This is a genomic window from Streptomyces sp. TAA486 (assembly GCF_000426165.1).
On record NZ_AUEV01000017.1, the window covers coordinates 110,321 to 132,870 of the forward strand.

Here is a 22,550-nt window from a genome sequence, read left to right on the forward strand (position 1 = left end):
GCGGCTCAACTGGGCGATGCAGCGGGCTCCTGGTCCCCGTCGGTCACCCAAGCGTCGGGGACGTGGATCCACTCGTTGAGCGCCGCCTGGAAGGGGACGGGCCGGCCCGCGAGGCGCGGTGGCGCCGAGGGGTCGGACTGGGCTACGAGCAGCCACAACGGTCGGGTCCCCTCCCGGGCCCGTTCGGCGAGACGGTCCAGGCTGTCGAGGGCGTCGTATCGGGCGAGTACGGCTGCCTCGGTGAGCAGTAGTGGACCGGTGCCCGTGCTGAGCCAGTCGGCGAGCTTCGGCTCCAGCGTGTTCCAAGCGCGGGCGGCAAGCGCGTGCAAGTTGCGGTGGTCGGAGGTGTCGGGGGCAGCGGCGTCGGCCTCCAGTATGGTCTCCCAAGTGGGGCGCGTCCGTCCGTCGATCATGTGGTGCAATTCGGCGAGGAACAGCTCAGTGAGGGAGACTACCTCCGCTCCGTAGGGCCTGGCACTGAGCAGGCAGGCGGCAGCACGGGCACGCTGGCCTGAGACAGTCAGGATGCGCAGGCCGTCCTGGCCGGCATCGTGCAACAGGCGCTGCTCTGCAGCTGCGGCGGCACGGATGGCCTGGCGCTCGGCGTGGCGGTTGGAGCTGTGGCGGGCCGAGCGGGGCCCGTTGGCGGAGCTGCCGGTCGTCGTGGTCTGGCTGCCACCCACACCATCTTGCGGACGGTTCGGCAGCAGACGCAGGACGCCGTCATAGCGAGTCTCCAGCTTCAGGTCGAAGCCCGCTCCACGCAGGGCCTTCACCAGCGGTGCCCCGGTGGGCAACTCCGTCGGCGCCAGTGGGTCGGTGCCCAGGTCGGGGAAGCGGGTGGCAACCCGCCTGTGCACGGCGTCCACCGTGAGCCCAGGCTGGCGGTTCTCCTCCACCCCGGGCTGGACGGTGACCATGCCCGCCTGGGTGATGCGCAGGGCACGGACCAAGTCGAGATCGCGCGGGTAGATCTCCAGGCGGGGAGTGAGCGACGCACGGGTGGACGCGGCTACAGCGATTTCGGCGATACGGCGTTCGTCCCAGCCCAGGTTGCCCGGTGGCAGCGTGACGGCGCCGAGCTCGGTGAGCACGGTCGCGGCGGTCGGCAGCGACTCCAGCAATGCGAGCCGGTCGGCCTTCGCGCCAAGGCGCAGCGCGTACTCCTGCAGCGCCGGCTTGGCCGGGGTGTCCGGCCCGTCCACGCCCTCCCGGACGTCTAGGACAAGTAGGCCGAGGGCAGGTTCGGTACCGCGCGGGGCCGGCGGGTGGAAGTAGTGCAGCAGCTGCTCAGCCTCCGCGTCGTACTCCTCGCGTTCAACCAGCGCACGCAGCAGCGCCAGCGCGAGGGCCCGGCGGGCCCGCTTCTCAACGTTCTGTGTGCCACGCCGGGCAATCAGCGCGTCGGCGATTTCCATGGCGTACGCGACCCTGCCGCGCTCGGCCAGCAGCGCCAGGACCTGGTCGCGGAGCAGCCCGAGCGCGGCGTCCTCGTGCCAGCGCTCCCGGGCCCTCTTCACCTTCTTCTGGATCCACCCCTGCGGGACACCGAGCGCGCGTTCCACATCCGCCTGCCGTGCCCAGGCCGGGCCCGTCGGCAATGTGCCCCGATTATCCGGCAGACCCAGCAACTGGCGAATACCTTCTCGGGCCGTCTCGTTGGAGCCGTCGCGGCTGGTCGCGGGGGCGGGCACGAGCCGAGCGGCGAGAGCATCGAGGCTCAACTGGGCCAACGCTTCTTGGGCGACCTCACCGCCGATCGCCTCGGCTGCTGTCCGCTCAAGCTCGGTGAGCTCCTTCTTGGCCTGTTCACGGGCCTGGCTACTCGTGGGCGCCGGCTGCGGGCGCAGCCGCGTCTTCCACTCCCGCTGCCGTCGCTGGATCTCCTCCCGAGTGCGCGTGCCCATGCCCGGTGCGGTGAGGAACTTGCGCGCCGAATACTCCAGCACCTCGCCGACTGTCGACAGTCCCAACGCGTACAACTGGGAGAGCGCGGAGGCGGTGAGGCCGGCCACCGACAGATGCGTGGTCAAGGTCGCCTGTACGGCTTGTTCATCACGGATACGGGCAGCCTCGGCCTCGTCGACGACGGCAGGGGCAGCATCCTCCTGCGACCGCGCGGCACCTATCTCGACGGCGCGAGTACCGTTGCCGTGGCCCGAGCTGGGGGTTGTCGCGTTCTGCGCCTCGATGAAGACCTGCTTCCAGGCGCGCTCCATGGGGACCAGGTCAGGGAAGCGGTCCTTGACGTCGCGAGCGAGCGCCTTGCGGAAGAAGGCCACCAGGCCGTCACGCAGCTCCGGCTCGAACGCATCGGCGGCGATTTGCGGGTACGACCACTCCTTAGGATCCGTCTGGCGAGGCGTGAGCGTCCCGTCGCCCCACTGCGGCAGCTCGCGCGAGGCCATCTCGTGCAACGTCACCGCCAACGCGTAGCGCTCTGCGTGGGCGTCGTAGGTGCCGCGGGTCAGCGTGTCGACGAACGGGTCGAGGTACCCGGCCGTGCCTGCTTCGATGTCGCGAGCGGGGTAGCCGGCCAGGGAAAAGTCGATCAGTACAAGCTGCCGGGTGCCGTTGGGGCGGATGCGGATCGCGATATTGTCCGGCTTCAAGTCCCGGTGCCAGACGCCTTCGGCCTCAAGGTGCTCAACGGCACCGAAGAGGTACTGACCGTACGCCTCGAGCTGGTCAATGCCCAGGCGCCCGGTGTCGCGCAGCTGGCGGGCGACCGTGTCCTCGCGGCGCTGGGGGCTCGGCCTGCCCTGCCCGTTCCCGTTGGCCCGGTGCTCGCGTGCGTCCCCGACGTACTCGAGTGCCAGCACCCGGCGGCCGCCGATGGTCAGCGGTTCTGGCACGGCCAGCCCGATGATCCGCGAGTCCTGGTGGATGCGGGAGAGCACCTCGGCCTCCCGCTCCAGCACGGCATGCTTGGCCTCGTTCAGCGCGACCTTCAGCACGGCCGGGGGCTGCGAGCCGTCCCGCCGGGGCTCGGCATCGAGGTCCCGGACGAGGAAGGCGCGCGCCGTCGATCCTGTCCCCAGGCGCCGCTCGACCTCCCAGCGGCCCATGAGGACATCACCGGCGACGGCTTCCAGCGGGTCCTTTTCCGGTTCCGGCTTCTCTCCCCGGCCTGCGCCTGCTCCGGTCCCGCCACCGCCGGCACCCGCATCGGCATCCGCGACATCGTCCGGAGCGAAGTTCTCCTCAACGCACTGGAGCATCTCCAGGAAGTCGTCTGCCGTGGCCAGCCGGCGGGCAGGGTCGAACGCTGTGGACGCCTCCACCAGGTCGTCAATGTCCACGTCCAGGCCGTCGACCACCGCGCTCGGACGCAGGGACTCTCCGCTCTCCAGTCGGCGCAGCACCTCCGCCTGCCCGGCCCCCGGCGCCTGGCCAGTCGCCAGGAGGTAGGTGAGGACGCCCAGCCCGTAGACGTCCAGGCGGACCGGATCGGCCTTGACCGCGGTCAACTCGGGGGCCAGGTACGGGTCAGCTTTGTCCGAGACGTGGCTGGCAGAGAGGGAGGTCGCAGACATGAGCTGTGCCAGCGGGCGGCCAGCGGACCCGCTCGTGCTGGCCGCGATCTGCCAGTCCGAGATCTGCAGCCGAGGCTGCCCCCATCGCTGGCTCTCGTCCAGCTCGCGACCACGCGGGCCGCGGTTCCGGGGGATCACGTGCACCGAGTGGGCGGAAAGAGCGCGGTGGAAAACCCGTCGCGAGTGCGCGGATCGGATCGTCTCCGCAAGTTGCCGGACGAGGTTGAGTCGAGCGGGGAGGTCCAGCTGATCACCGTATCGGACGAGGTAGTCGTCGAGTCGGATCGTCTCTGGGTGATAGTCGAACAGGATGGCCGGTCCGACAGGGTGCCCGGACGGAAGATAGTTCTTCAGGGACACCGCGCCCGGATGCCGGAACCGGCTGAGGACGGCGGCTTCCCGAGAGGCCGCCCGTTCCGTGGAGGCCCGCTCTGCGTCCGAGGCACCGCGCGCGCTCAGGAAGACCCTGACGCGGGCCAAGTCCTGAAGCTGGGAGTGGCGGCCCAGGTAATCGGCCCAAGTACCCCCGGAGTCGAACGACTTGGCGTCGAGCAGATAGGAGCCCACCTCGTACTGGCGGCGCAGCGGCGCGATCCCCAGCTTCTGCAGCGCCTTCGCGACCTTGCGGGAGGCTTCCGCGGTGACCCCGAAGCGTGCGTTGCCGGGCGGGGACGCGAGCAGCTCCACCAACTGCGTGATCTTGTACACGCCGTTGAGGTCCGCAGCGGGCAGATTGATCTGCAGCTTGTCGTCCGTGAAGCAGACCGCTTGGCCAACCCAAACGCGCGGGCCCTCGTTCGCGGCCGACTGCATCAGGCCCGCCAGCTCTTTCGCCTTCTGATTCGCGAGGTGGAGGGGATTGGCGTGGCGGCGATGTGAACCGCCGGGCGTCGTCTGCACCCAGCTGCGGCCTGCGCCGCCCACTGAGCCGTGCCAGTCCTTCAACTCGACGAGAAAAACCCCGCCGGGAGCGGTGACGAGTAGATCGACCTCGCGTACGTGCCCCGTGTTTGCAGTGAACGTGAAGTTCGACCAGGCGCGCCACGGTTCCTCGTCCGGCAGGCGTCGTCGGATCGCTTCGAGGCCGCGCCGTTCGTGCTCGAACGCGGACTCGGTGACCGTGGTCCAACGCTCGTCCTGCATACCACTCCCCGTGTCGTCAACCGCCGGCAGACCTCCCGGTGGAAGGACTAGCGCTGATGTCCTATGTCAAGCCAACTGTGCGAACGCGCACGGATGTTGCCTCTCGCGCCGGAGATTCTACGTGGCGCCAGTGACACCACGGAGGGATGAATGACATGCGGCGGCGGGACCAAATTCCGAATGGGCGGAGGAAGTTCACCGCCGATGATCGTCATCCCGCTTCCATGCCCGAGGTGGAAGTTCGCACGAGGTCTGGGATCCGGGCAAGTGTCGCGCCGTCGCTGTCCGCCGCGCTCGCGGGAGCGGAGTCCGGATGGAGCCGCAGCAGCACTACCCTCACTTACAGGCGGATGAAGCGCTTCGCCTCGGTGCGTGGTGCTGCCGCGCAAGGAAGTCATCGCGGTGAGCTTGAAGCTCGGCCCCGCGGCAGTGGAGCTGGAGGCGGGCTTCACTCGGGACGTGACGAAGGTCTGCTGCCTCGCCTCCGGGGTCGAGGTGAGTCTGCGTTCGCCGGCAGACCTTGAGGCGCGCCGAGGACCTCATCCTGCACAGCGTCGCGGCATCCTGACCGCGGCATGAGAGGGGTGCACACCCGTATCGAGGGTGTGCACGGCGCCTTCGTGCATTCTGGCCTCTTCTCCGACCACGCGCCGCTCCTCCGGCCCAGCGAGATCAAAGTCGTCCTGGGTGAGGGCTTGGGCGGCTTCTGTTCCCTGGCTGGCCCGAGGGCACCGCCCTACGCCTGGTGCCCGAGGGGCACGTCGCCCGCGCCACCACTGTCATTTTCGGTGGTGTTGAAGCCCTTGCAGGCCGGGCACGCAGGTCGTGGAGGACCTGCCGCGCACTGCCGCATGACGCCATAAGGATGCCATCGTCAACCTGCCTGGGGGCGATGACGGCCGTGCGGACTTTGCGGCGCCACCTGGCGAGTACCGCGCGACCGTAGTTGTTCGTACCCGCCGCACGCTCAAGCTCAGCTCCCGTCGGGGTCCGGCCTCGGGCCCGCTCTCGCTGAAAGTGATTCCACATGATCTGCGCAGAGGTGGGCCTGACAGACCATTGAGACTCCCCGAGCCCCCGGCCCCGCTCGGTGGCCGTCGCCTTCTCGTCCGTACCGAGACTGCTGTCGAGACCCGCCGCTGCTGACTCCCCCTCCGCCTCGCCCGGCTCTCGCTCTCAAGCGACGGGTCATGCCCGGGAGTCGGCGAGAGCAGCCGAGCGACCGGTGGCTACCCGGCGACGATCACATGCTGGGGCTGCCACCCCAGATTGAGGGCCGCTGCGATATTGGCGAACAGCGTTGCCCAGCAGGAAAGCCATCCACATCGCGCTCCGCATACGACGGCCGGTTGCCACCTCGGCTTGAGCACCCCCGCCGGAAGCCAGCAACAGCACACTCGCGGCGGCCATCTGCATTCGGGGATGCTGTGAGAACCGCCTCTCGGAGTCAAAAAACCGACAACCTACTGTCTACGAGTTCTATTCGGCACGGCAGCCTGGAAATGAACCCAGGCCGGAGGCCGCGCTCCAGCTTCTACGTGGGGTGAGTTCTCCCTACCACTGGGTGGTCCTCAGTCGCGAAGCTGTCCGTCAGACTGACGAGTGCCTGGATCGAGGAGAGTGCCAGGTGCGCCAAATATCCACAAGAGAGAGAAGCAAGGTGAGTGCGGGGTCATGCGACCACTTTGAGTTACGTCGCCGGCCCCGGCCCCACCTTGGACAATTGCGCCGGTCCTTGCAAGGAAGTCCACTATCGCAACCTCGGGCCCGCCCGGGATCCGTCACTGATCAAGGGGGATGGATCCCCTTGGCGACCTGGCACTGAACCCCTTGCAGGAGCCCCAAGGGGGACGACCCTACTGGAGCTCCAACGGGTGGGATCTCCCCTTGCCGGAGTCCCAACAATGAATTCCTTAAGGGATCCGTTTGGTGGTCGATAGGGACAGGCGCCGACACTGACTGCACTTTTAACGTCCGCTAACGGATTCCTTGCTTTGGTTGCTGCTTACCACTATCAAGTATAAGCATAATCATAGTAGTTGAATAGCATCACACGCAACTACTCTGCTAAACACAGTACATGACGTGTTTAGTGCAAGAAGTAGATGATAGTATTCAATTACTCACAACACTACAGTAGTTGAGCAGTTTATCTGTCAACTATGAGTACAGCTAATATAGTTGATCAGGGGGCCTGATGCACGGGTAGGTGACAGTCGGTTTTCATGCCGCGAGGGTTGTGGCGGGCTTCATGGTGATCTCGTACTCGATGGGGGTCAAACGGCCCAGTCGGTGTTGTCGGCGGCGTCGGTGGTAGGCCCGCTCGATCCAGGTGACGATCGCGGTGCGGAGGTCTTGCCGTGTGGCCCAGGGGCGGCGGTCGAGGACGTTGTTCTGCAGAAGTGCGAAGAAGGATTCCATGGCGGCGTTGTCACCCGCGGCGCCGACCCGGCCCATGGAGCCGACCAGGCCGGGGCGGTGCAGAGCGTGGACGTACTTTCTTGATCGGAATTGGGCGAGTTCAACCGGTCGTTGCAACACCGGGCTGTTGCAGCGAGCGTAGCTGCTCTTCGAAGACCTCGGTCGGCGTCCGCCAGCCGAGGACCTTGCGGGGCCGGTTGTTGATCGCCATGGCGACGGCTTCGAGGTCCGTGGATGACCACCGGGAGAGATCGGTGCCCTTCGGGAAGTACTGACGTAGCAGCCCGTTCGTGTTCTCGTTTGTCGGGCGCTGCCACGGTGAGTGCGGATCGGCGAAGAACACCTTCGTCCCGGTATCGAGAGCGAACTGGGCATGGCCGGAGAGTTCCTTCCCGCGGTCCCAGGTGAGGGTCTTGCGCAGCTGCTCAGGCAAGTTGGTCATCGACGCAATCAGCGCCGCGTTCATCGCGACAGCCCCGTAGCCGCCGAGCGACGGCCCGTTCTTCACATACGGCTTCTCGCCCCAGCCCTCCATGCGTGGCAGATGGACCAGGAGCGTGGAGCGACTGCTGCGCTCGACAAGCGTGCCGATCGCCGACCTGCCCGTCCCAATGATCAGGTCACCTTCCCAATGGCCGGGAACGGCACGGTCATCGGCCTCGGCAGGGCGCTCGCTGAGGACGACGTCGGCGGTGATGTGCCCTTGGGGCTTGTTCCGTGACCGAGCCCTGGGCTCCCGCAGCGCTCGCCCCGTGCGTAGACACGCGACCAGTTCACGCTTGAGCGCACCACGCCCCTCGATGAACAGCGACTGGTAGATCGCCTCGTGGCTGATGCGCATGGACTCATCATCGGGGAAGTCGACCTTCAACCGTTGCGCGATCTGCTCTGGACTCCACGCCGTTGACCACCGCCGGTCTTGGCGATGGGGCTTGTTCAAACCCTTCCACGGCGGCGTCTTGGGGCCCGGGACGATCGTGCCGTCAGGCCCATGGACGTTCCCGGCGAGCCGGTCCTGCACGTACTCACGCAACTGCTCGTTGCCCGCCAGCTTCGCCGCCTTCGGACGCTTCGCCGCCTGCTGCGCCTTCCACTGCGCCACTACGGCGCGGTAGACCGGCTTGCCACCCCTGGTCGCGGCATTGCGGCGCAACTCACGAGAAACCGTCCCGGGGTCGCGGCCGATCGTGCGGGCGATCTCGCGCACGCCCTTGTCCTGGGCCTTGAGCAGCGCGATCTCTTCACGCTCAGCGAACGACAAGTACCGGCCAGTTGGCTCGTCCAGACTCAGCGGCGTCACCCCGCCAGCGTGTCGAAACCATCGAATCCCGACCGGCGCCGACACCCCGACCCCCTCGGCGGCCTGGACCGTTGTGATCCCGGAGGCGATCAGACGCCAGAACTCCCGTTGCACAAATCGCGACGGCTCGGGGCGGCCCGGCGAGCGCATCGGCGCCCGCATCGCCCGGTCCGCGGCCCACTGCCGTCGCGCCCCGGCCGGCTCCTGCGGCATCTGCTTCCTCGGTCGTCCCATCCCACACCTCCGTAATCAAGGTGTTGCGACGACCAGTTGAATCCGCCTTGCGATCCGCGATCGGAATGCACGATGCATCCGGCCACGTCCCCTCTTCTGGCGACCGCGCTCTCCAGCGCGTTCACCGCGAGACGGGCCTTCATCCGGTGATCGATGGAGTACCCGACGATCCGGCCGAAGAAGGCGTCCTTGACCGCACACAGATACAGCTTGCCCTGGCCTGTGGCGTGTTCGGTGATATCGGTCAGCCACAGCCGGTTCGGGGCCCGGGCGGTGAAGTCGCGCCGGACGAGATCGTCGTGCACGGGCGGCCCAGGCTTCTTGGCGTTCTTCGGCCGCTTCTTCCCGAACACCGACCACCAGGCGTTGTCACGGTAGATCCGCCATGCGGTCCGTCCACTCATGCCCTCGCCGGCGGCCTCGGCTTCACCGACGAGTAACCGATAGCCGAACTCCGGGTCATCACGGTGAGCGTCGAACAGGGCGTTCGCGCGGTAGGCCACGGTGATCTCGGCGCTGGTGACCGGCTGCCGCAGCCAGCGGTAGTAGTGCTGGCGGGAGAGCGTGAGCACCCGACACGCAACCGCGACAGGGATCTTGTCGGCGGCGAGCTCTCTCACGAGCGGGTAGAGCCTTTTGCCGGCAGGTGAGCCTGCGACAGGTTTCTTCGACTCACGGTTCTCGGCCGACTCCGACCTGGTGACGCCCGGCCCCTCGCCGTCATCAGACCTTTGCTTGGCGCAGCCACTTCGACAGCGTCATCTCATGTACGCCGAAGTCCTTCGCGATCTACGCGAGGGTGACACCGTCCGGGCGGTTGCGGGCCACGCGCACGAGGTCGTCACGGAACTCTTGGGGATAGGGAACAGGCACAGCAACATCCTTCCAGGCCGCCTCATGGGCAAGCCAGATCAGATGTCACCAGACCCTGCATCAGTCCCCCCTGCATCAGTCCCTGGCTTGTCACGACCTACGAGAGCCCCTACCGGCTTCAATCGAGCGCGGAGCGCGGGCATGGGCGTCGAAGTCGTCAGCCAGCGGGGGCAGCGATGGAGTTCGACCAGCCAGTAGTGATCGGCCAAAGGGGCGTCGTTCGTCCGGCTTCATGTTGTGGTCCACATTCGACATTCCTTGTCTTGATCATTTCCTCAGCCACTCACGCGCTGCCCCATTACAGGGGCAGTGGGGTTCGTGACGGGGCAGCCGAGTAGAAAGGCGTAGGGTGCGTGAGGAGAGCCGTGAGGGGTCTGATCTGCAATTTCTTGCTTCGCGTGAGGGGCGTGAGGGGTAGGTGGGGCAGCTGAGCGATTCGGGCGGCGTGAGGCGCCGTGAAGGGTCGTGGGTCACTGCGCACCCGCCGGGAAGTAGGTATCGGGCTTGCCCAGCGACTGCTCGCCAGGTTTCTTGCTCAGCAGGCCCGACCGCGTGAGCCGGTCCAGCTTCCGGCGGGCCTTCTCCCGCTCCGCAGGGGCCGGCTCTTCCTTGCCGAATAGAATCTGCGCGGCCCGCCTGGAGGTCAGCCCACCATTGCTTGAGTGAGTGGTGGCCAGGGAGACCAGATCGATCTGGTGGACGATCCAGGACACTCCCGCGTCGTGGTCATGCTGGACCTCGAACGGGCCTACTGGCTCGGCAGGCTGCTTCAGGTGTCGGAAGCCCACCACCGGATCTCCAGGGTCACCGGTCAGCAGCACCACGGAGCCTGCGCCTGTCGTGATCCAGGCGGAGCCGTACACGTCGGCGATGCTGTATGGCCTGCCCCCAGTCGAGTTGCGCTTGGTCTGGTGGTGAAGCTCGCTGACGTTGATGCCGCGGGCCAGCGCACCCTGCCGTGCTCTGTTATAGGCCGCCCCCACCTCGTCCTCACTCAACCCGAGCGCGGCGTCTTTAAGAGAGTCGATCATCACCGTGGTGGCGCTCAGCTCCTCGCACATGGCTGTCAGCAGGCTCGGGTGCTTGGCGAGGTCGTACGGCGGCGGCCCCTCCAACACCACCAACCGCTCGTCGAGGACAGTTCGGTCCTCCTCGGAGAAGAGCCGGTGGAAGGCACGCCGAATCTGCATGGGTCGGTCCATGGCCAGGTACAGCAGCTTTCCACCAACGGGCCGCACGGGGAACCCGAGAACCTTGCCGTCACCCAGGCCGAGATGGGCGCGGACCAGCTGTCCGGCGAGGGTGGTCTTGCCGACGCCGTTGCCCCCGCAGATCATCAGAGCTTCGCCCTCAGCCCACAAGACATCCGAGCCGCTACCCCAGACGGCGGGGACATCGGTGGGCACGTCCAGGATGAAGGGGCCTCCGAGCGTGCAGCGCTCGGCGAAGGTGCTCTCGGCCTGACTTCCGGCCTGTTCAGCTTCCGCGCTCGGGGCGGTCGACGGCGTCCACAGGCGGTCGCTCATCGCGCCGGCCCCCGATACGCCGACCGCAGATGCCGCTCGACATCCCGCTCAGTCCACGGCTCCCGCGAGCACGGCCACTGGGACACCACCGGCCACACCAAGTCGCCGACCTCCTGCGGAGTAAGCCCGTCATCCCTGAGAGTGCACACCGCCCAATGCAGGCCCGTGTCCTGCTCCCCCGGCTTGCAACTTGCAAGCCAGCGAAGGGCACCATCGGGCGACAACGGCGACGAGAACGGCAGCGACCTCGGAACGGCGGGAGCGGCCGGCCGCAGCAGTTCCAGAAGCCACTGGGGGGCGGCGACCGGCTCGCGGGCGTCAAGGACGGTGTACGGGCCGAAGTGGTGCGGATCCAAAACGCGCGAGGGCGGCGCGACCACCTGGCCACCGTTTCCGCGAACATCCAGGCCGCGCGGGAGTCCGTTGCTGCTGTTCGTCAGAGCGAAGTCCACCCCGACCCAGGTCCAGTAGTAGTGAACTCCACCACTGCCGGTACCGACGGTGTACGTGAGCGGAAGGTCTCCGTGCTCATGCTCAAGGGAGGCGAGTGCAGTTGAGCCACTGACGTCCTTCTTGTCGTCCACGTCGAGCACCCACAGGTTGGACGCCTCGCCGGTGACGACGTGGACGTTGGCGCCTCGGTGCTCGTACCACCACCTAGTGATCGTGTTCACGTCGATGGTGGCGAGTGTCGGCCAGCCCGCTGGGCTGGGGGACTTCCTATTCGGCGAACCCCAGACGACCCGCCAGCCGCGTGCGGCGTAGGAGAGTGCGGCAGCGACGGGGGTGGTGTCAGCTACGATGTGGGTAGATCTATTGATCCATACTGGATGAGCGCCCTGCCCGGGGCGCTCTTCCGCGTTCATGCCACTTCACCACCCCTGGCGGCCTTGGCGCGGCGGGCCTTCGCGGACCTCTTTGCCATGCGCTGGAAGTGGGCCTTGCGTGCGTTCTCAGCAAGGCGGGCCCGCAGCTCGGGCGGCAGGGAGCCGTCCGGGTCGACCTGGCGATCGAACCGGTCGAGGAAAGCCTTGCGGGCGGGTGCGGTGTGAGCCGAACGATCGACGGTCTGAGACCAGAGTGTGTTCGCGGCGATCTGTGCGCCGAGGCGGCGCTGTGCGCCGGTCGCAGTAGCCATGACAGGAAGAACCCTTCGAAGGATCTTCCCGGCCCGTCGGTCGGCCCTCTGGGGCCGCCGGGTACTGTCGCTACCGCGTGCAGCTCGTCTGCGTAGACGGTTACTCGGCGCCGTGAGCAGCGCCGGACTGCCTAGACTACCTCATGCGCTGTGCGGCAGAGGGGTGATCTCTACGGCGCCCTGCTGTTTGCGATCCCGCTTGTAGGCCCGGCGCTTTATCCCCACACGGCCCTTGACCGAGTCGAAGTCGAAGTCTCCGCACGCGATGTGATGGTCGTTGCTCCACCAGTCGAGTTCGCCGTCCGACCAGAAGGCTGCGACCTTGTGTTTGCAAACGGTGCAGCGCAACACGACGACAAGCTGGCGGGGCTGTTGAAAGACCGCATCCGGCGCTGCTGTGCGGTCGATGGGCGGTAGGTAGGTCATCACAGATCCCCCAGGTTGAGCCCGCGAGCTTCTTCGGCGGCGCGCTTCTCGGAGGAAGCGCGGGTGTAGCGGTCCAGCATGTCCCGTCGAGTCCATCCGGCCACCGCCATCAGACCGCCCTCGGAGCCGCCAGCCGCTAGCCATCGGGCGGCGGCGGTGTGGCGGAGCACGTGGGGGTGGAAGTTCTTGATTCCGGCGAGTTCGGCGCGGTAGGCCAGCGCGCTGTGGAGGCCGTAGTACGTGAAGCCCTTGCCCCGGTCTCCCAGCCACAGGGCGTCGGTGTCGGCGAGCCGGTGAGAGCGGCGCAGACGCTGGTAGCGGTCGATCGCGCGCCCGGTCTGGGGGCCGAAGGGGACCACCCGCGCCCGGTCGCCCTTGGTCTTGTGCAGGACGGCGGCGCCAGCCTTGAGGTCCACGTCGTGAGTCGTCATCGCCACCACCTCGCCGGGCCGGGCGCCGGTCTCGGTCATCAGGCGCACCAGGGCTTCGTCGCGGCGGTCGCGGAGATCCCTGCCACGACATGCCTTGATCAGCATCTTGAGTTCGTCTTCGGTCAGCTCGGGGGTCACCTTGACGTCGAGCTTGGGAGGCTTGAGCTTGGCGAGCTGATCGGCTTCGATTTCCTGCTCCTCCTCCAGCCAGGCGGAGAAACGGCGCAGGGCGAGCTGGCGGGAGCGGGCTGTCGACGGCTCCGCGCCGTCCGCCATCAGGGCGGTGACGAAGGCGTTGACCGTGGGCCGATCGAGGACTGAGGATGTTTCGCTCTGCTTACACCAACGGAGGAAGGCGCGTACGCCGTCGCCGTAGGTCTTGAGAGTCTGGTCGCTCTTCCGCTCGGCTGCGAGGTGGAGCAGCCAGGAGTCCAGAAGCTCACGCATGTCCGAATCGTTCATGCTATCGAGCGTACGACAGAGTTATCTGGACTAGGAGCGCTGTGCTGGCACAGAAAACGCCCCCGATCCCACAAGAGTGCAGGTCGGGGGCGTTCTGCTGTCCTGTCCTCAGTCCAGGTAGTCCCGCAGAACCTGGGAGCGGGACGGGTGGCGCAGCTTCGACATGGTCTTGGACTCGATCTGACGGATCCGCTCACGCGTGACGCCGTAGACCTTGCCGATCTCGTCGAGGGTCTTGGGCTGACCGTCCGTCAGGCCGAAGCGCATCGACACCACGCCCGCCTCGCGCTCGCTGAGGGTGTCCAGCACCGAGTGCAGCTGCTCCTGGAGAAGCGTGAAGCTGACCGCGTCGGCGGGCACGACCGCTTCCGAGTCCTCGATGAGGTCACCGAACTCGCTGTCGCCGTCCTCACCCAGAGGCGTGTGCAGAGAGATCGGCTCACGCCCGTACTTCTGGACCTCGACGACCTTCTCCGGTGTCATGTCCAGCTCCTTGGCCAGCTCCTCCGGGGAGGGCTCGCGGCCCAGGTCCTGGAGCATCTGGCGCTGGACGCGGGCCAGTTTGTTGATGACCTCGACCATGTGCACCGGGATACGGATCGTCCGCGCCTGGTCTGCCATCGCACGCGTGATGGCCTGCCGGATCCACCAGGTGGCATACGTCGAGAACTTGTAGCCCTTGGTGTAGTCGAACTTCTCGACGGCGCGGATGAGACCGAGGTTGCCCTCCTGGATCAGGTCCAGGAAGAGCATGCCGCGGCCCGTGTAGCGCTTGGCCAGCGAGACCACGAGTCGGAGGTTCGCCTCCAGCAGGTGGTTCTTGGCGCGGCGGCCGTCCTCGGCGATGATCTCCAGCTCACGCTTGAGCTTGGGTGCGAGCTTGTCGGCGGCGGCGAGCTTGTCCTCGGCGAACAGGCCGGCCTCGATCCGCTTCGCGAGCTCCACCTCCTGCTCGGCGTTGAGGAGGGGGACCTTGCCGATCTGCTTGAGGTAGTCCTTGACCGGGTCCGCTGTGGCGCCCGCGGCGGCAACCTGCTGGGCCGGTGCGTCGTCCTCGTCGTCGTCGGAGAGAACGAAACCCTCGTTCTCGTTCTTGACCTCGGCCGTGGGGCCGTCGTCGGCGCCGGGTTTGTTCGCGGGCTTGGCCGGCGCCTCGTCGGTCGCCTCGTCGGCGTCCTCGAGGATCTCGTCGACCACGGACTTCTTGGCGGCGGTCTTCTTCGGAGCGGCCTTCTTCGCCGTGGCCTTCTTGGCCGTCTTCTTGGCTGCGGCCTTCTTGGCGGCGGTCTTCTGCACCGGCTCGGAAGCCAGCTCGGCGGCGGCCACTTCGACGGGGTCCACGTCGACGACGCCCTCAGGGGCCGCGACGTCGGCCTCCACCGAAGACGTCTCCGGCTTGGCGGCCGCCTTCTTCGTGGCAGCGGACCTGGCCGGGACCGTCTTCGTGGCTGTGCGCTTGGCGGAAGTCTTGGCCGCAACACTCTTACGGGTGCGCTTGGGGGCCTCTGCGGCACTCACCATCAGCGTCACACCCTCCTCGTCGAGGATCTGGTTGAGGCTGCGCAGTACGTTCTTCCACTGGGTTGGCGGAATCTGGTCAGCCTCGAAGGCCCGACGCACGTCGTCGCCGCCGATCTGCCCCTCAGCCTTTCCCCGCTCGATGAGCGCCACCACAGATTCGGATTCGGCGATCTCCGCAGGGAGCGTACGGGATGTGCTGGCCGACACGAACAACCTCTCGGAACGATGGAAACGGCAAACCGCCGGTGGGGATGAACCGACGGCGCGGGCTGAGCTGTGGGAGGAATACAGGGCCTGTACGAGCACCGGGCTCCTGGGCCAGTATTCCCTCCGCGGCTGTCACCTCTTGAGTCATCGCGCTGGGACGCGAAGCGTTACGGGCAATACACGTGGCCCGGGTCACATCCTCCCTCCATACATTCTGGAAGGAGGCTGACGAAAAGGACATCACTCAAAGAAGCTGCCCCGTATGTGCAAGGGCGGAAACGGCTGCGCCGCCGAAATCCGGCGGCGCAGCCGTGCGTGCCACGAGACGGGACACATCCGGGGCCCCGACGCACAGGGCTCAGGGCCGGATACCCCCGAGCGCGGCACCGGACTCCCGGCATCCGCCCGCTCAGTGCTCGCGGGGCGGGGGCACCACGTGGTCGGACCCGCCGGAGCCGCTCCCGCCGGGCTGGGAGACGGGAGCAGCCGTCTCGGGGCGGCCGCTGAGCACCTGCCGCATCGCGGACTCCGCCGCGCCGCCCTCGCCGGAGGTGAGCGCGTCCACGACCCGCTGGTGCCGGGCGACTGAGGCCTCGGTGGCCACGTCACATCCCGTACCGGTTCCGCCGGACACCTGGAGGGCGGCGGAGACGATTCCCGAGAGGTGTTCGAGCATGCGGTTTCCGGCTGCCTGCAGCAGCTGCCCGTGGAACTCCGCATCCGCGCGCGAGAAAGTCAGAGTGTCTCCCTGGCCCACGGCGTGCGTCATGATTTCGACCATGTCCGAGAGTCGCTGACGCACCTCGTCCCGCACTGCGGCGGCGGCGAGGCGCGCGGCCAACGGCTCGATGGTGCTGCGCAGTTCGCGGAGCTCCCGGCGCTGGTCCTCGCGCTGTGGACCGAAGGCCCGCCACTCGATGATGTCCGGGTCGAGCAGATTCCAGTCGCTGACGGGACGCACCCGCGTACCCACATTGGGCCGGGCACTGACCAACCCCTTGGCTTCCAGGACGCGGAGGGACTCACGCACGACGGTGCGGGAGACCTCGAAACGGTGGCCGATCTCTTCGGGCACGAGGGGGCGGTCGGCCCCGAGGTCACCGGAGACGATCATCTGGCCGAGCTGCTGGACGAGTTGGCCGTGCAGTCCTCGGCCCCGACTGCCGCCCGCACGCCGCCCTGGGCGGTTGATGTCGGCCTCGGAGCCTTGCCATGCAGGGACGTTGCTGGAAGTGCGTGCCGTACCGGAGGACTCGGGATAGGCGTAGCGGTTGAGTTCGCCCGGGCCGGCCGGCCCCGAGTCGGCTGAGCGAGCGGCGGTCATCATGGAGTGCGCAAGGGTAGTCACGCATCCTTTGTCGGCGGCCCTCCCGGCCGCCTTGAGGGCTTTGGTGAAAAGCACACGAAAGGGTGATCACTGACTTCCTGTCAATTGACGCCTTATCGGAAAGAAAGTGTTTGGCGCCATCTGCCCGTCCTTCGCAGCAAGTTGACGTGATTCAGGACCCTCTGAGGCTGGGCTCGTGCCTACTCCGACCTGCTGTTCAGGGTGGTGACGAGGTACCCGGCCAGCAGTGCTGCCAGTGTCAACGCCAGGGCGAAGCCCACGGGTTGTGACGCCAGCTCGACCAGTGCGGCCACCCAGCGTTCGGTTCCGGGCGGCCAGGGCATCAGCAGCGTCGCTTCCAGGCGTCCGGGGAGTCCGTCGGTGGTGTGCCGGGCATCGCCGAGCAATGTCCGTACGACCGGCGCGAGCAGCAGGGGAACCGCCACCACCACAGCCGTGCCGACCACGCCCGACCGGAAGATCCCCCCAGCCAGAACTCCCGCCCAGGCACAGCCGACGGCGAAGGCGAACATCGCTGCGACATGCAGCTGCCACGGGCCGTCGGAGGCCGAAGTGACGTCGGAGGGAAGGGAGAGAGCTCCGGGACCGAAGAACAGCGACACGGCTGCTGCGTTGACGGCCGCGACCGTGATGCCGAGCAGCACCGCCAGCGTCGCGGACACGGCCAGCTTGGCCGAGAGAAGGCTCACCCGGCGCTGTACGGGGGCACGGGCGGGCGCGAGCGCGGGATAACGGAACTCCTCGCCGAACGCGAAGGCCCCCAGCAGGCCCGCGGCCACCGCGACGGGAGGCAGGACGTACACGTCGCCCGAAGGCCAGCCCGTCAGGAGACGCACCGCCGTTGTCAGTGAGTTGTCAGCTCCGGAGGGAAGCCCGAGGCCGGTGCGTGCCATGACGAGCGACACGCAGAGCGCCACCACGACGGTGACCGCCATAGCAATCCAGGTGCTGCGGACGCTGGCGAGACGGCACAACTCGTAGCGCAGGGGCGCGGCCGGGCCCGGGCGGGCGACGGCATACAGCTGCGGCGGGAGTTCGGCGGCCGCACGTGCGGGAGGACTCTTCGGTGTCCAAGGGGACTTGGGCTTGCGGGGGGCGTCCGGGTCGGCGAGGGGCTTCATCAGGACGGGGCGGGTCGGGGAAGGAGCCTCGCCGGAGTCCGGAGCGGAGTCGGAGGCCGGCGCCGTGGCGGCATCGGTGGACGAATCGACGAGAGGACCGTCGCTGAGTTGGAGTGTCGGCGCCTCGGCGGAAGTTGCCGCGGAGGCGGCTTCAACGTCCGGTGCGGGGACGGTTCCGGCGTCCGGCCCGATGGCGCCCTCGGCGTCCGTCGTCATTGCGACTGCCGCTTCCTGGGACGACGCGGGCCCTGCGAGGTCCGATTCGGTCAATCCGGCCGGTGAGTTGGTGGTGACCGCTCGGGCCGACGACGTGGACCCGTACGCGAAGCGTGTCAGGGAGGCAGCCGATGTCGTGACGAGCACGGATTCGTGCTCGGACGGGGGCTCCGACTGGCGTTCGGACGTTGACTCGGATGGGGAGCCGGAATCGCCGGCGGCGGGCCTTTCGGAGGCAGCGGCATGCGGGTCCGTGCATACGGGCGGCGTCTTCCGTCCCGAACTCCCAGCAGCGGAGCGGCTGTCCGAGGTGCTGCCGCGCGCGGAGTCGTCGGAACCGGGGGAATCGGCGGCGGCCTCGGCCGGCTCGTCGTCGAAGTCGTCGAGTTCCTCCAGCGTCAGCACCGGTTCCGTTCCGGAGCTGGTGCCGGGGGGCGCCTCACCCACAGCTCGAGTCCCGTCCGGCGCCGAACTCGGCGTGAGCGGCAGCGGATCCGGCATCGCGCTCTTGCGCGTCGAGCGGCGACCGTCGGCGCGGTCGAGCGGGCCAGGGGCGTGTGCATCCCCGATAGCACCACGCTCATCGGTGAGTTGGTGGACGAGAATGCCGTGCCGGTGGGCGTGCTCACCGACCTCCGCGCAGCTGCTGCCGTACACCGAGATCCTGGTGCCGCCTTCACGGACGACTTTGATGGGACCGTTGGCACGGTCCTTGCCCGCCTTGCGTCCCTCCACGTTGAGTACGGCGACGAGGCGGTCGGCATGCGGCGTCCGGACGGCGACGCGTGGACGCAGGCGGGTACGCACGAAGTCGGCTACCTGCTGGTCGGCGACGAGGCGGCCCGAGTCGATACTGACGATGCGGTCGCCGAGTTCGGCCGCCTCATCGGACGTGTGCGACGTGGTCAGAACAGCACCGCCCTGACTCGCATAGCCGCGCAGCAGCGAGTACAACCAGGCGGTCTCACGCGGGGACAACCCATGGGCCGGCTCGTCGAGGACCAGCGTGTGCGGGTCCCCCAGCAAGGCGCAGGCCATGCCGAGGCGACGGTCCATGCCACGGGAGTAGGTGCTCATCCGCTGGTCCGCGAGGCCGCTGAGGCCGACGACGTCGAGAATTTCGTCGGCTCTGGTATGAGGGACACCGGCGGCGGCGGAGAGCATGCGCAGATGCCCTCGGGCCGTTCGCCCTGGATGACCGTTCACTTCGCCGAGCAGCACACCGACTTCGCGCGCCAGGTGCTGGATCCGGTGGACGGCGCGTCCGCGGAACAGGGCCGTCCCGCGGCCGGTCTCCAGCTGGAGCATGAGGCGCAGGGCAGTTGTCTTGCCCGCGCCTTCCGGTCCGAGGAGCACGGTGACGCGGCCGGGACGTGCCTCGAAGGTGAGGTCGTCGACAGCGGGCCTGAGTTGGTGGCGGCGAGGCAGGCTGGTGAGCCCGATTGCCTGGATCATCACTTCTCCCGCGTGACGCATGGGGGCTGCACCCAGGCAAGATAACGCGACATGTCGCGCTTTCACCGGCAATGCGGCTTCCCCGGCCAAGTCCATTGCGGACGAGCGGGGTGTCGTGCCGTCAGACTTCGGGGCGCAGCATCGGCGGGTTGAGCAACGTCGCACCGCCCGCACGGAACAGCTGCGCGGGACGCCCGCCCTGACGTGTGGTCGTCCCTCCGCTCGGAACCAGGAAGCCTGGTGTTCCTGTCACCTTGCGATGGAAGTTGCGCGGGTCGAGCGCCACGCCCCAGACCGCCTCGTAGACCCTGCGCAGCTCGCCGACCGTGAATTCCGGTGGGCAGAAGGCGGTGGCGAGCGAGGAATACTCGATCTTGGAGCGCGCCCGTTCCACCCCCGCCGCCAGGATCCGTTCGTGATCGAAGGCGAGCGCCTTCTCCCCTCCGTCCGCGCGCCGGGGGGATCCGTCGCCGGCACCGACGCCGAGCAGATCGTCGACCGGAGCCCAGCGGGCGCCACGCGCGTCCCCTCCTGGCGTGGGCGACGGCAGGTCCGGCGCGAGCACGAGGTGGGCGACGCTGACCACCCGCATCCGCGGATCCCTGTCCGGGTCGCCGTAGGTGGCGAGCTGCTCGAGGTGCGCACCGGGGCTGTCTGCGTCGTGCGCCCGCAGACCGGTCTCCTCCGCGAGTTCGCGTGCCGCCGCCGAGGCGAGGTCCTCGTCGGCACGCACGAAGCCCCCGGGAAGTGCCCACTTCCCCTCGTACGGCGCCTCGCCCCTGCGTACCGCCAGCGCGCAGAGCGCGTGTCTGCGCACCGTGAGCACCACGAGGTCGACGGTGACGGCGAAGGGAGGGAAGGCCGACGGGTCGTAGGGCATGAGGTGATCATAGTCGTCTCCCTGACGATAAACAGGCGGTTGCCCGGCGCCTTCCTCAACCGCGTCCGGGGTCTCGCTCCCGCTGCTGCTGCCCCAACTCCGTTCAGCCGACGGCAATTCGGAGACCGTCCGCCACCTCCTCCACCTCTGCCTCGCCCGAGCCGCCCACACGTACCGAGAACGGCCTCCCTGCGATGCGCAGTCCTGCGATGCGCACGGCCCCGAGCGGTGCATCCGCCAGCGGGCGGACGGAAACCGTGCCCGCCGGGACGTCCGGGCGTACTCCGGCAAGAGTGGCGATCAGATGCACGGCGCCGGCCGCGGCCACCGCCGCGGGACGGCATGCCGCTGGATGCGGCAGCGGCACCCCGCCGTCCGACCGTTGCTCTGCTGCGTACATCTCCGGGAGCCGGAGGCCGAACGACGATGCCGCGTCGAGCACCCCCCGCAGCAGGGATCCGGCCTCGAGCTCGTGACCCGCAGCGGCGAACCCCGCGACCGCAGCGACGGACTCCTGGACATGTGCGGCGCCACCGAGGTGCCCGAACGGGTTGTACCGCGGGTCGCCCCGGCCGAGGCTGCGCAGTCCCCACCCGGAGTCGAGGGCCGGGCTCCGCAGATTCCGGCAGAGCTGCCCGGTCTGCTCCGCAGTCAGCAACCCGCTGGCGTGGCATCCCCCTCCGGTCAGCCCCGTATCGAGCAACTCCGCCGCCGCGGCGCTGGGATGGGTCAGGGCCGCCCCGTCCTGGGTCCTGACCATCACGAGCTCTGCCCCTCTGCCCTCTTCCCGCCAGAAGTCCTTCCGGAAGCGGCGGCCCAGCTCCGCCCCCCAGTCCCGCAGCTCCGCTCCCCTGTCGCCACCGCATGCGTCCAGCAACTCGGCGCCGAGCAGTGCCGCGCGGTGCGCGCTCGCCTGTACTTCACAGCGATACGGACCGTCAGGTGCCGGGTCTGGGACGAGATTTCCCTCTCCGCCCGCTCCGATCATCCAAGTGAGGCAGCGCTCTGCGGCAGGCAGGAGTTGTTCGATGTCGCATTCGGGCAGCCCCCACAGGCGAGCTTCGGCGAGGACCGCGGGGAAGAGGAGGGTGGCTTCCGCCCCGCTGCAGCTCGGCGGAGCGTACGGTCCGGCATGGCGCAGGGAGCCGGGGATCCTGCCCTCGTCGGGGCCCGGTTCGATGAGCTGACTCCGGGCGAGGGTGCGCAGGGTGCCTGCCGCCAGGCGTGTGCCGAGTGGCAGCAGCAGCCGGGCCGCACGGAGGGACTCAGCCGGTGCGAGAGTGCACCTCCACGGCGCCCCCGCCGCGAGATGCAGGTCGGACGGAGCTACCGGATCACTCAGCAGCAACGCGTTGGCGTCATCGAGACCGGCGCGGAAGAAGGCCGCGACCCTCCTGTCGTCAGCGTTCACGTGGGCGCCCCGCCAGAGTCGCGGCGGTCTGGAGCGCCGAGGGGCGACCACTGAGATCGGGCCGGGGGCTCCCTTCCTGGCCTTCCCCCTGCCCTTGGTAGTGCTCTTGTTTCCACCTTTCCGGGGATCGGCGGGCCCGGAGGCCATACGGGCCAGATCGGTCCTGAGCAGGACGGTGCGCTCGGCGCCGGGCGCCAACTCCCAGTCCCACCTGAGCAGTCCAAGGCGAGCCCAGCTGGTGTCGGGCTGCGGCTCCGCGGTCACGGTGGCTCGGAGGTTCCCGGCCGACCAGGACAGGCCCGAACCGTGGACGGAGGCGGGAAGCTCATCACCGGCGCGCCCGACGGCGATGGCGGCGATCTCGGCGAGATCCGTCCCGAGGTGCATCTCGAAGGGAAGCCTCACGGGGCGGCCACCCGCGTTGCGCACGGAGACGCGCTCAGTGCCGTTGGCCGACCGCAGCCGGTCGACGACGATCTCCGGATCGGGTCCCGTTCCGACCGTGGTCGGCGCCGTCGCCGTGAACCGGGCCTGCCTGGCACCGACCATGCGCCCCTGGAGCGGCAGTGGTTCCTTGCCGCCAAGGAGGACGCGGCAACGGGAGATCACCCGTCTGCCCGCGTAGTAGAAGCCCTCCATGCCCTCGCCGTTCAGCTGACCGTGCTCGGCGGAGACCACGAGATGCGGTGCCGCGACACAGACCAGCGCGGCGTGAGCCGACCGGTGTTCCGCTGAACCGGGCGGAGGATCCGGAGGGATGCGTCCACGGGCCGGATTCCCTCCTGGCCCCGCGGCACGGGCGGGCGAGGCTGCTCCCGGCGCCTGCCGACCGGTGGTGTGCGACTGCGGCGAAGCCGGCTGCGACATCGTGGACACGGGCGTTCCTCCGCTTCCTCTTGTG

Annotated in this window: 14 protein-coding genes and 1 pseudogene; 1 reads left to right on the forward strand and 14 read right to left on the reverse strand. The window is 68.2% G+C overall.

What is annotated here, in order from left to right; all coding sequences use genetic code 11:
* Nucleotides 1-5: 5 nt before the first annotated feature.
* Nucleotides 6-4,679: a BREX system serine/threonine kinase PglW gene (gene pglW / locus I004_RS0122915; RefSeq protein ID WP_028437431.1), complete on the reverse strand. Its 4,674-nt coding sequence runs from the start codon at nucleotides 4,677-4,679 to the stop codon at nucleotides 6-8.
* 402 nt (nucleotides 4,680-5,081) lie between these two features.
* Between pglW and I004_RS0122920 the strand changes: the two genes are divergently transcribed.
* The gene (locus I004_RS0122920) at nucleotides 5,082-5,258 is read left to right on the forward strand and encodes a hypothetical protein (protein WP_158677074.1); all 177 of its coding nucleotides are present in this window, start codon (nucleotides 5,082-5,084) and stop codon (nucleotides 5,256-5,258) included.
* 1,644 nt (nucleotides 5,259-6,902) lie between these two features.
* Here the strand turns inward: I004_RS0122920 and I004_RS35495 are convergent.
* From I004_RS35495 to I004_RS40455, 13 genes and pseudogenes are all read right to left on the reverse strand, one after another.
* Nucleotides 6,903-7,196 (reverse strand): annotated as a pseudogene (locus tag I004_RS35495) (integrase core domain-containing protein); the annotation flags it as partial.
* Between the two features lie 4 nt (nucleotides 7,197-7,200).
* Nucleotides 7,201-8,562, reverse strand: coding sequence for an IS30 family transposase (locus I004_RS0122930; RefSeq protein WP_486580182.1), 1,362 nt, complete (start codon nucleotides 8,560-8,562; stop codon nucleotides 7,201-7,203).
* Nucleotides 8,490-9,254, reverse strand: a complete 765-nt coding sequence (locus I004_RS35500) for a DDE-type integrase/transposase/recombinase (RefSeq protein WP_078511665.1) — start codon at nucleotides 9,252-9,254, stop codon at nucleotides 8,490-8,492. The genes I004_RS0122930 and I004_RS35500 overlap by 73 nt, the downstream gene beginning before the upstream one ends.
* A 723-nt stretch (nucleotides 9,255-9,977) precedes the next feature.
* The gene (locus tag I004_RS35510) at nucleotides 9,978-11,033 is read right to left on the reverse strand and encodes an AAA family ATPase (RefSeq protein ID WP_051345330.1); all 1,056 of its coding nucleotides are present in this window, start codon (nucleotides 11,031-11,033) and stop codon (nucleotides 9,978-9,980) included.
* Nucleotides 11,030-11,899 (reverse strand): bifunctional DNA primase/polymerase, encoded by an 870-nt coding sequence (locus I004_RS0122945; RefSeq protein WP_078511667.1) that lies wholly within the window; start codon nucleotides 11,897-11,899, stop codon nucleotides 11,030-11,032. The genes I004_RS35510 and I004_RS0122945 overlap by 4 nt, the downstream gene beginning before the upstream one ends.
* Entirely contained in the window at nucleotides 11,896-12,171 is a 276-nt protein-coding gene (locus tag I004_RS0122950) for a hypothetical protein (RefSeq protein WP_051345331.1), read from the reverse strand. The genes I004_RS0122945 and I004_RS0122950 overlap by 4 nt, the downstream gene beginning before the upstream one ends.
* Nucleotides 12,172-12,312: 141 nt before the next feature.
* On the reverse strand, nucleotides 12,313-12,597 hold the full coding sequence (locus I004_RS0122955) for a hypothetical protein (RefSeq protein WP_028437437.1): 285 nt from the start codon (nucleotides 12,595-12,597) through the stop codon (nucleotides 12,313-12,315).
* A complete protein-coding gene (locus tag I004_RS0122960) occupies nucleotides 12,597-13,490 on the reverse strand; it encodes a tyrosine-type recombinase/integrase (protein ID WP_078511669.1) in 894 nt (297 codons plus the stop codon). Before I004_RS0122960 ends, I004_RS0122955 begins: the two co-directional genes overlap by 1 nt.
* Before the next feature lie 108 nt (nucleotides 13,491-13,598).
* Nucleotides 13,599-15,218, reverse strand: a complete 1,620-nt coding sequence (locus tag I004_RS0122965; protein WP_486580177.1) for an RNA polymerase sigma factor — start codon at nucleotides 15,216-15,218, stop codon at nucleotides 13,599-13,601.
* A gap of 409 nt (nucleotides 15,219-15,627) precedes the next feature.
* Nucleotides 15,628-16,620, reverse strand: a complete 993-nt coding sequence (locus tag I004_RS0122970) for a FadR/GntR family transcriptional regulator (RefSeq protein WP_078511671.1) — start codon at nucleotides 16,618-16,620, stop codon at nucleotides 15,628-15,630.
* A gap of 125 nt (nucleotides 16,621-16,745) precedes the next feature.
* Nucleotides 16,746-19,358 (reverse strand): ATP-binding cassette domain-containing protein, encoded by a 2,613-nt coding sequence (locus tag I004_RS0122975; protein ID WP_028437441.1) that lies wholly within the window; start codon nucleotides 19,356-19,358, stop codon nucleotides 16,746-16,748.
* 121 nt (nucleotides 19,359-19,479) lie between these two features.
* Nucleotides 19,480-20,238: an NUDIX hydrolase gene (locus I004_RS0122980; protein WP_028437442.1), complete on the reverse strand. Its 759-nt coding sequence runs from the start codon at nucleotides 20,236-20,238 to the stop codon at nucleotides 19,480-19,482.
* Nucleotides 20,239-20,341: 103 nt separating this feature from the next.
* Nucleotides 20,342-22,516 carry a glycogen debranching N-terminal domain-containing protein gene (locus tag I004_RS40455; RefSeq protein ID WP_078511699.1) on the reverse strand — a complete coding sequence of 725 codons (2,175 nt, stop codon included), beginning with the start codon at nucleotides 22,514-22,516 and terminating at the stop codon, nucleotides 20,342-20,344.
* Between the last annotated feature and the right edge of the window lie 34 nt (nucleotides 22,517-22,550).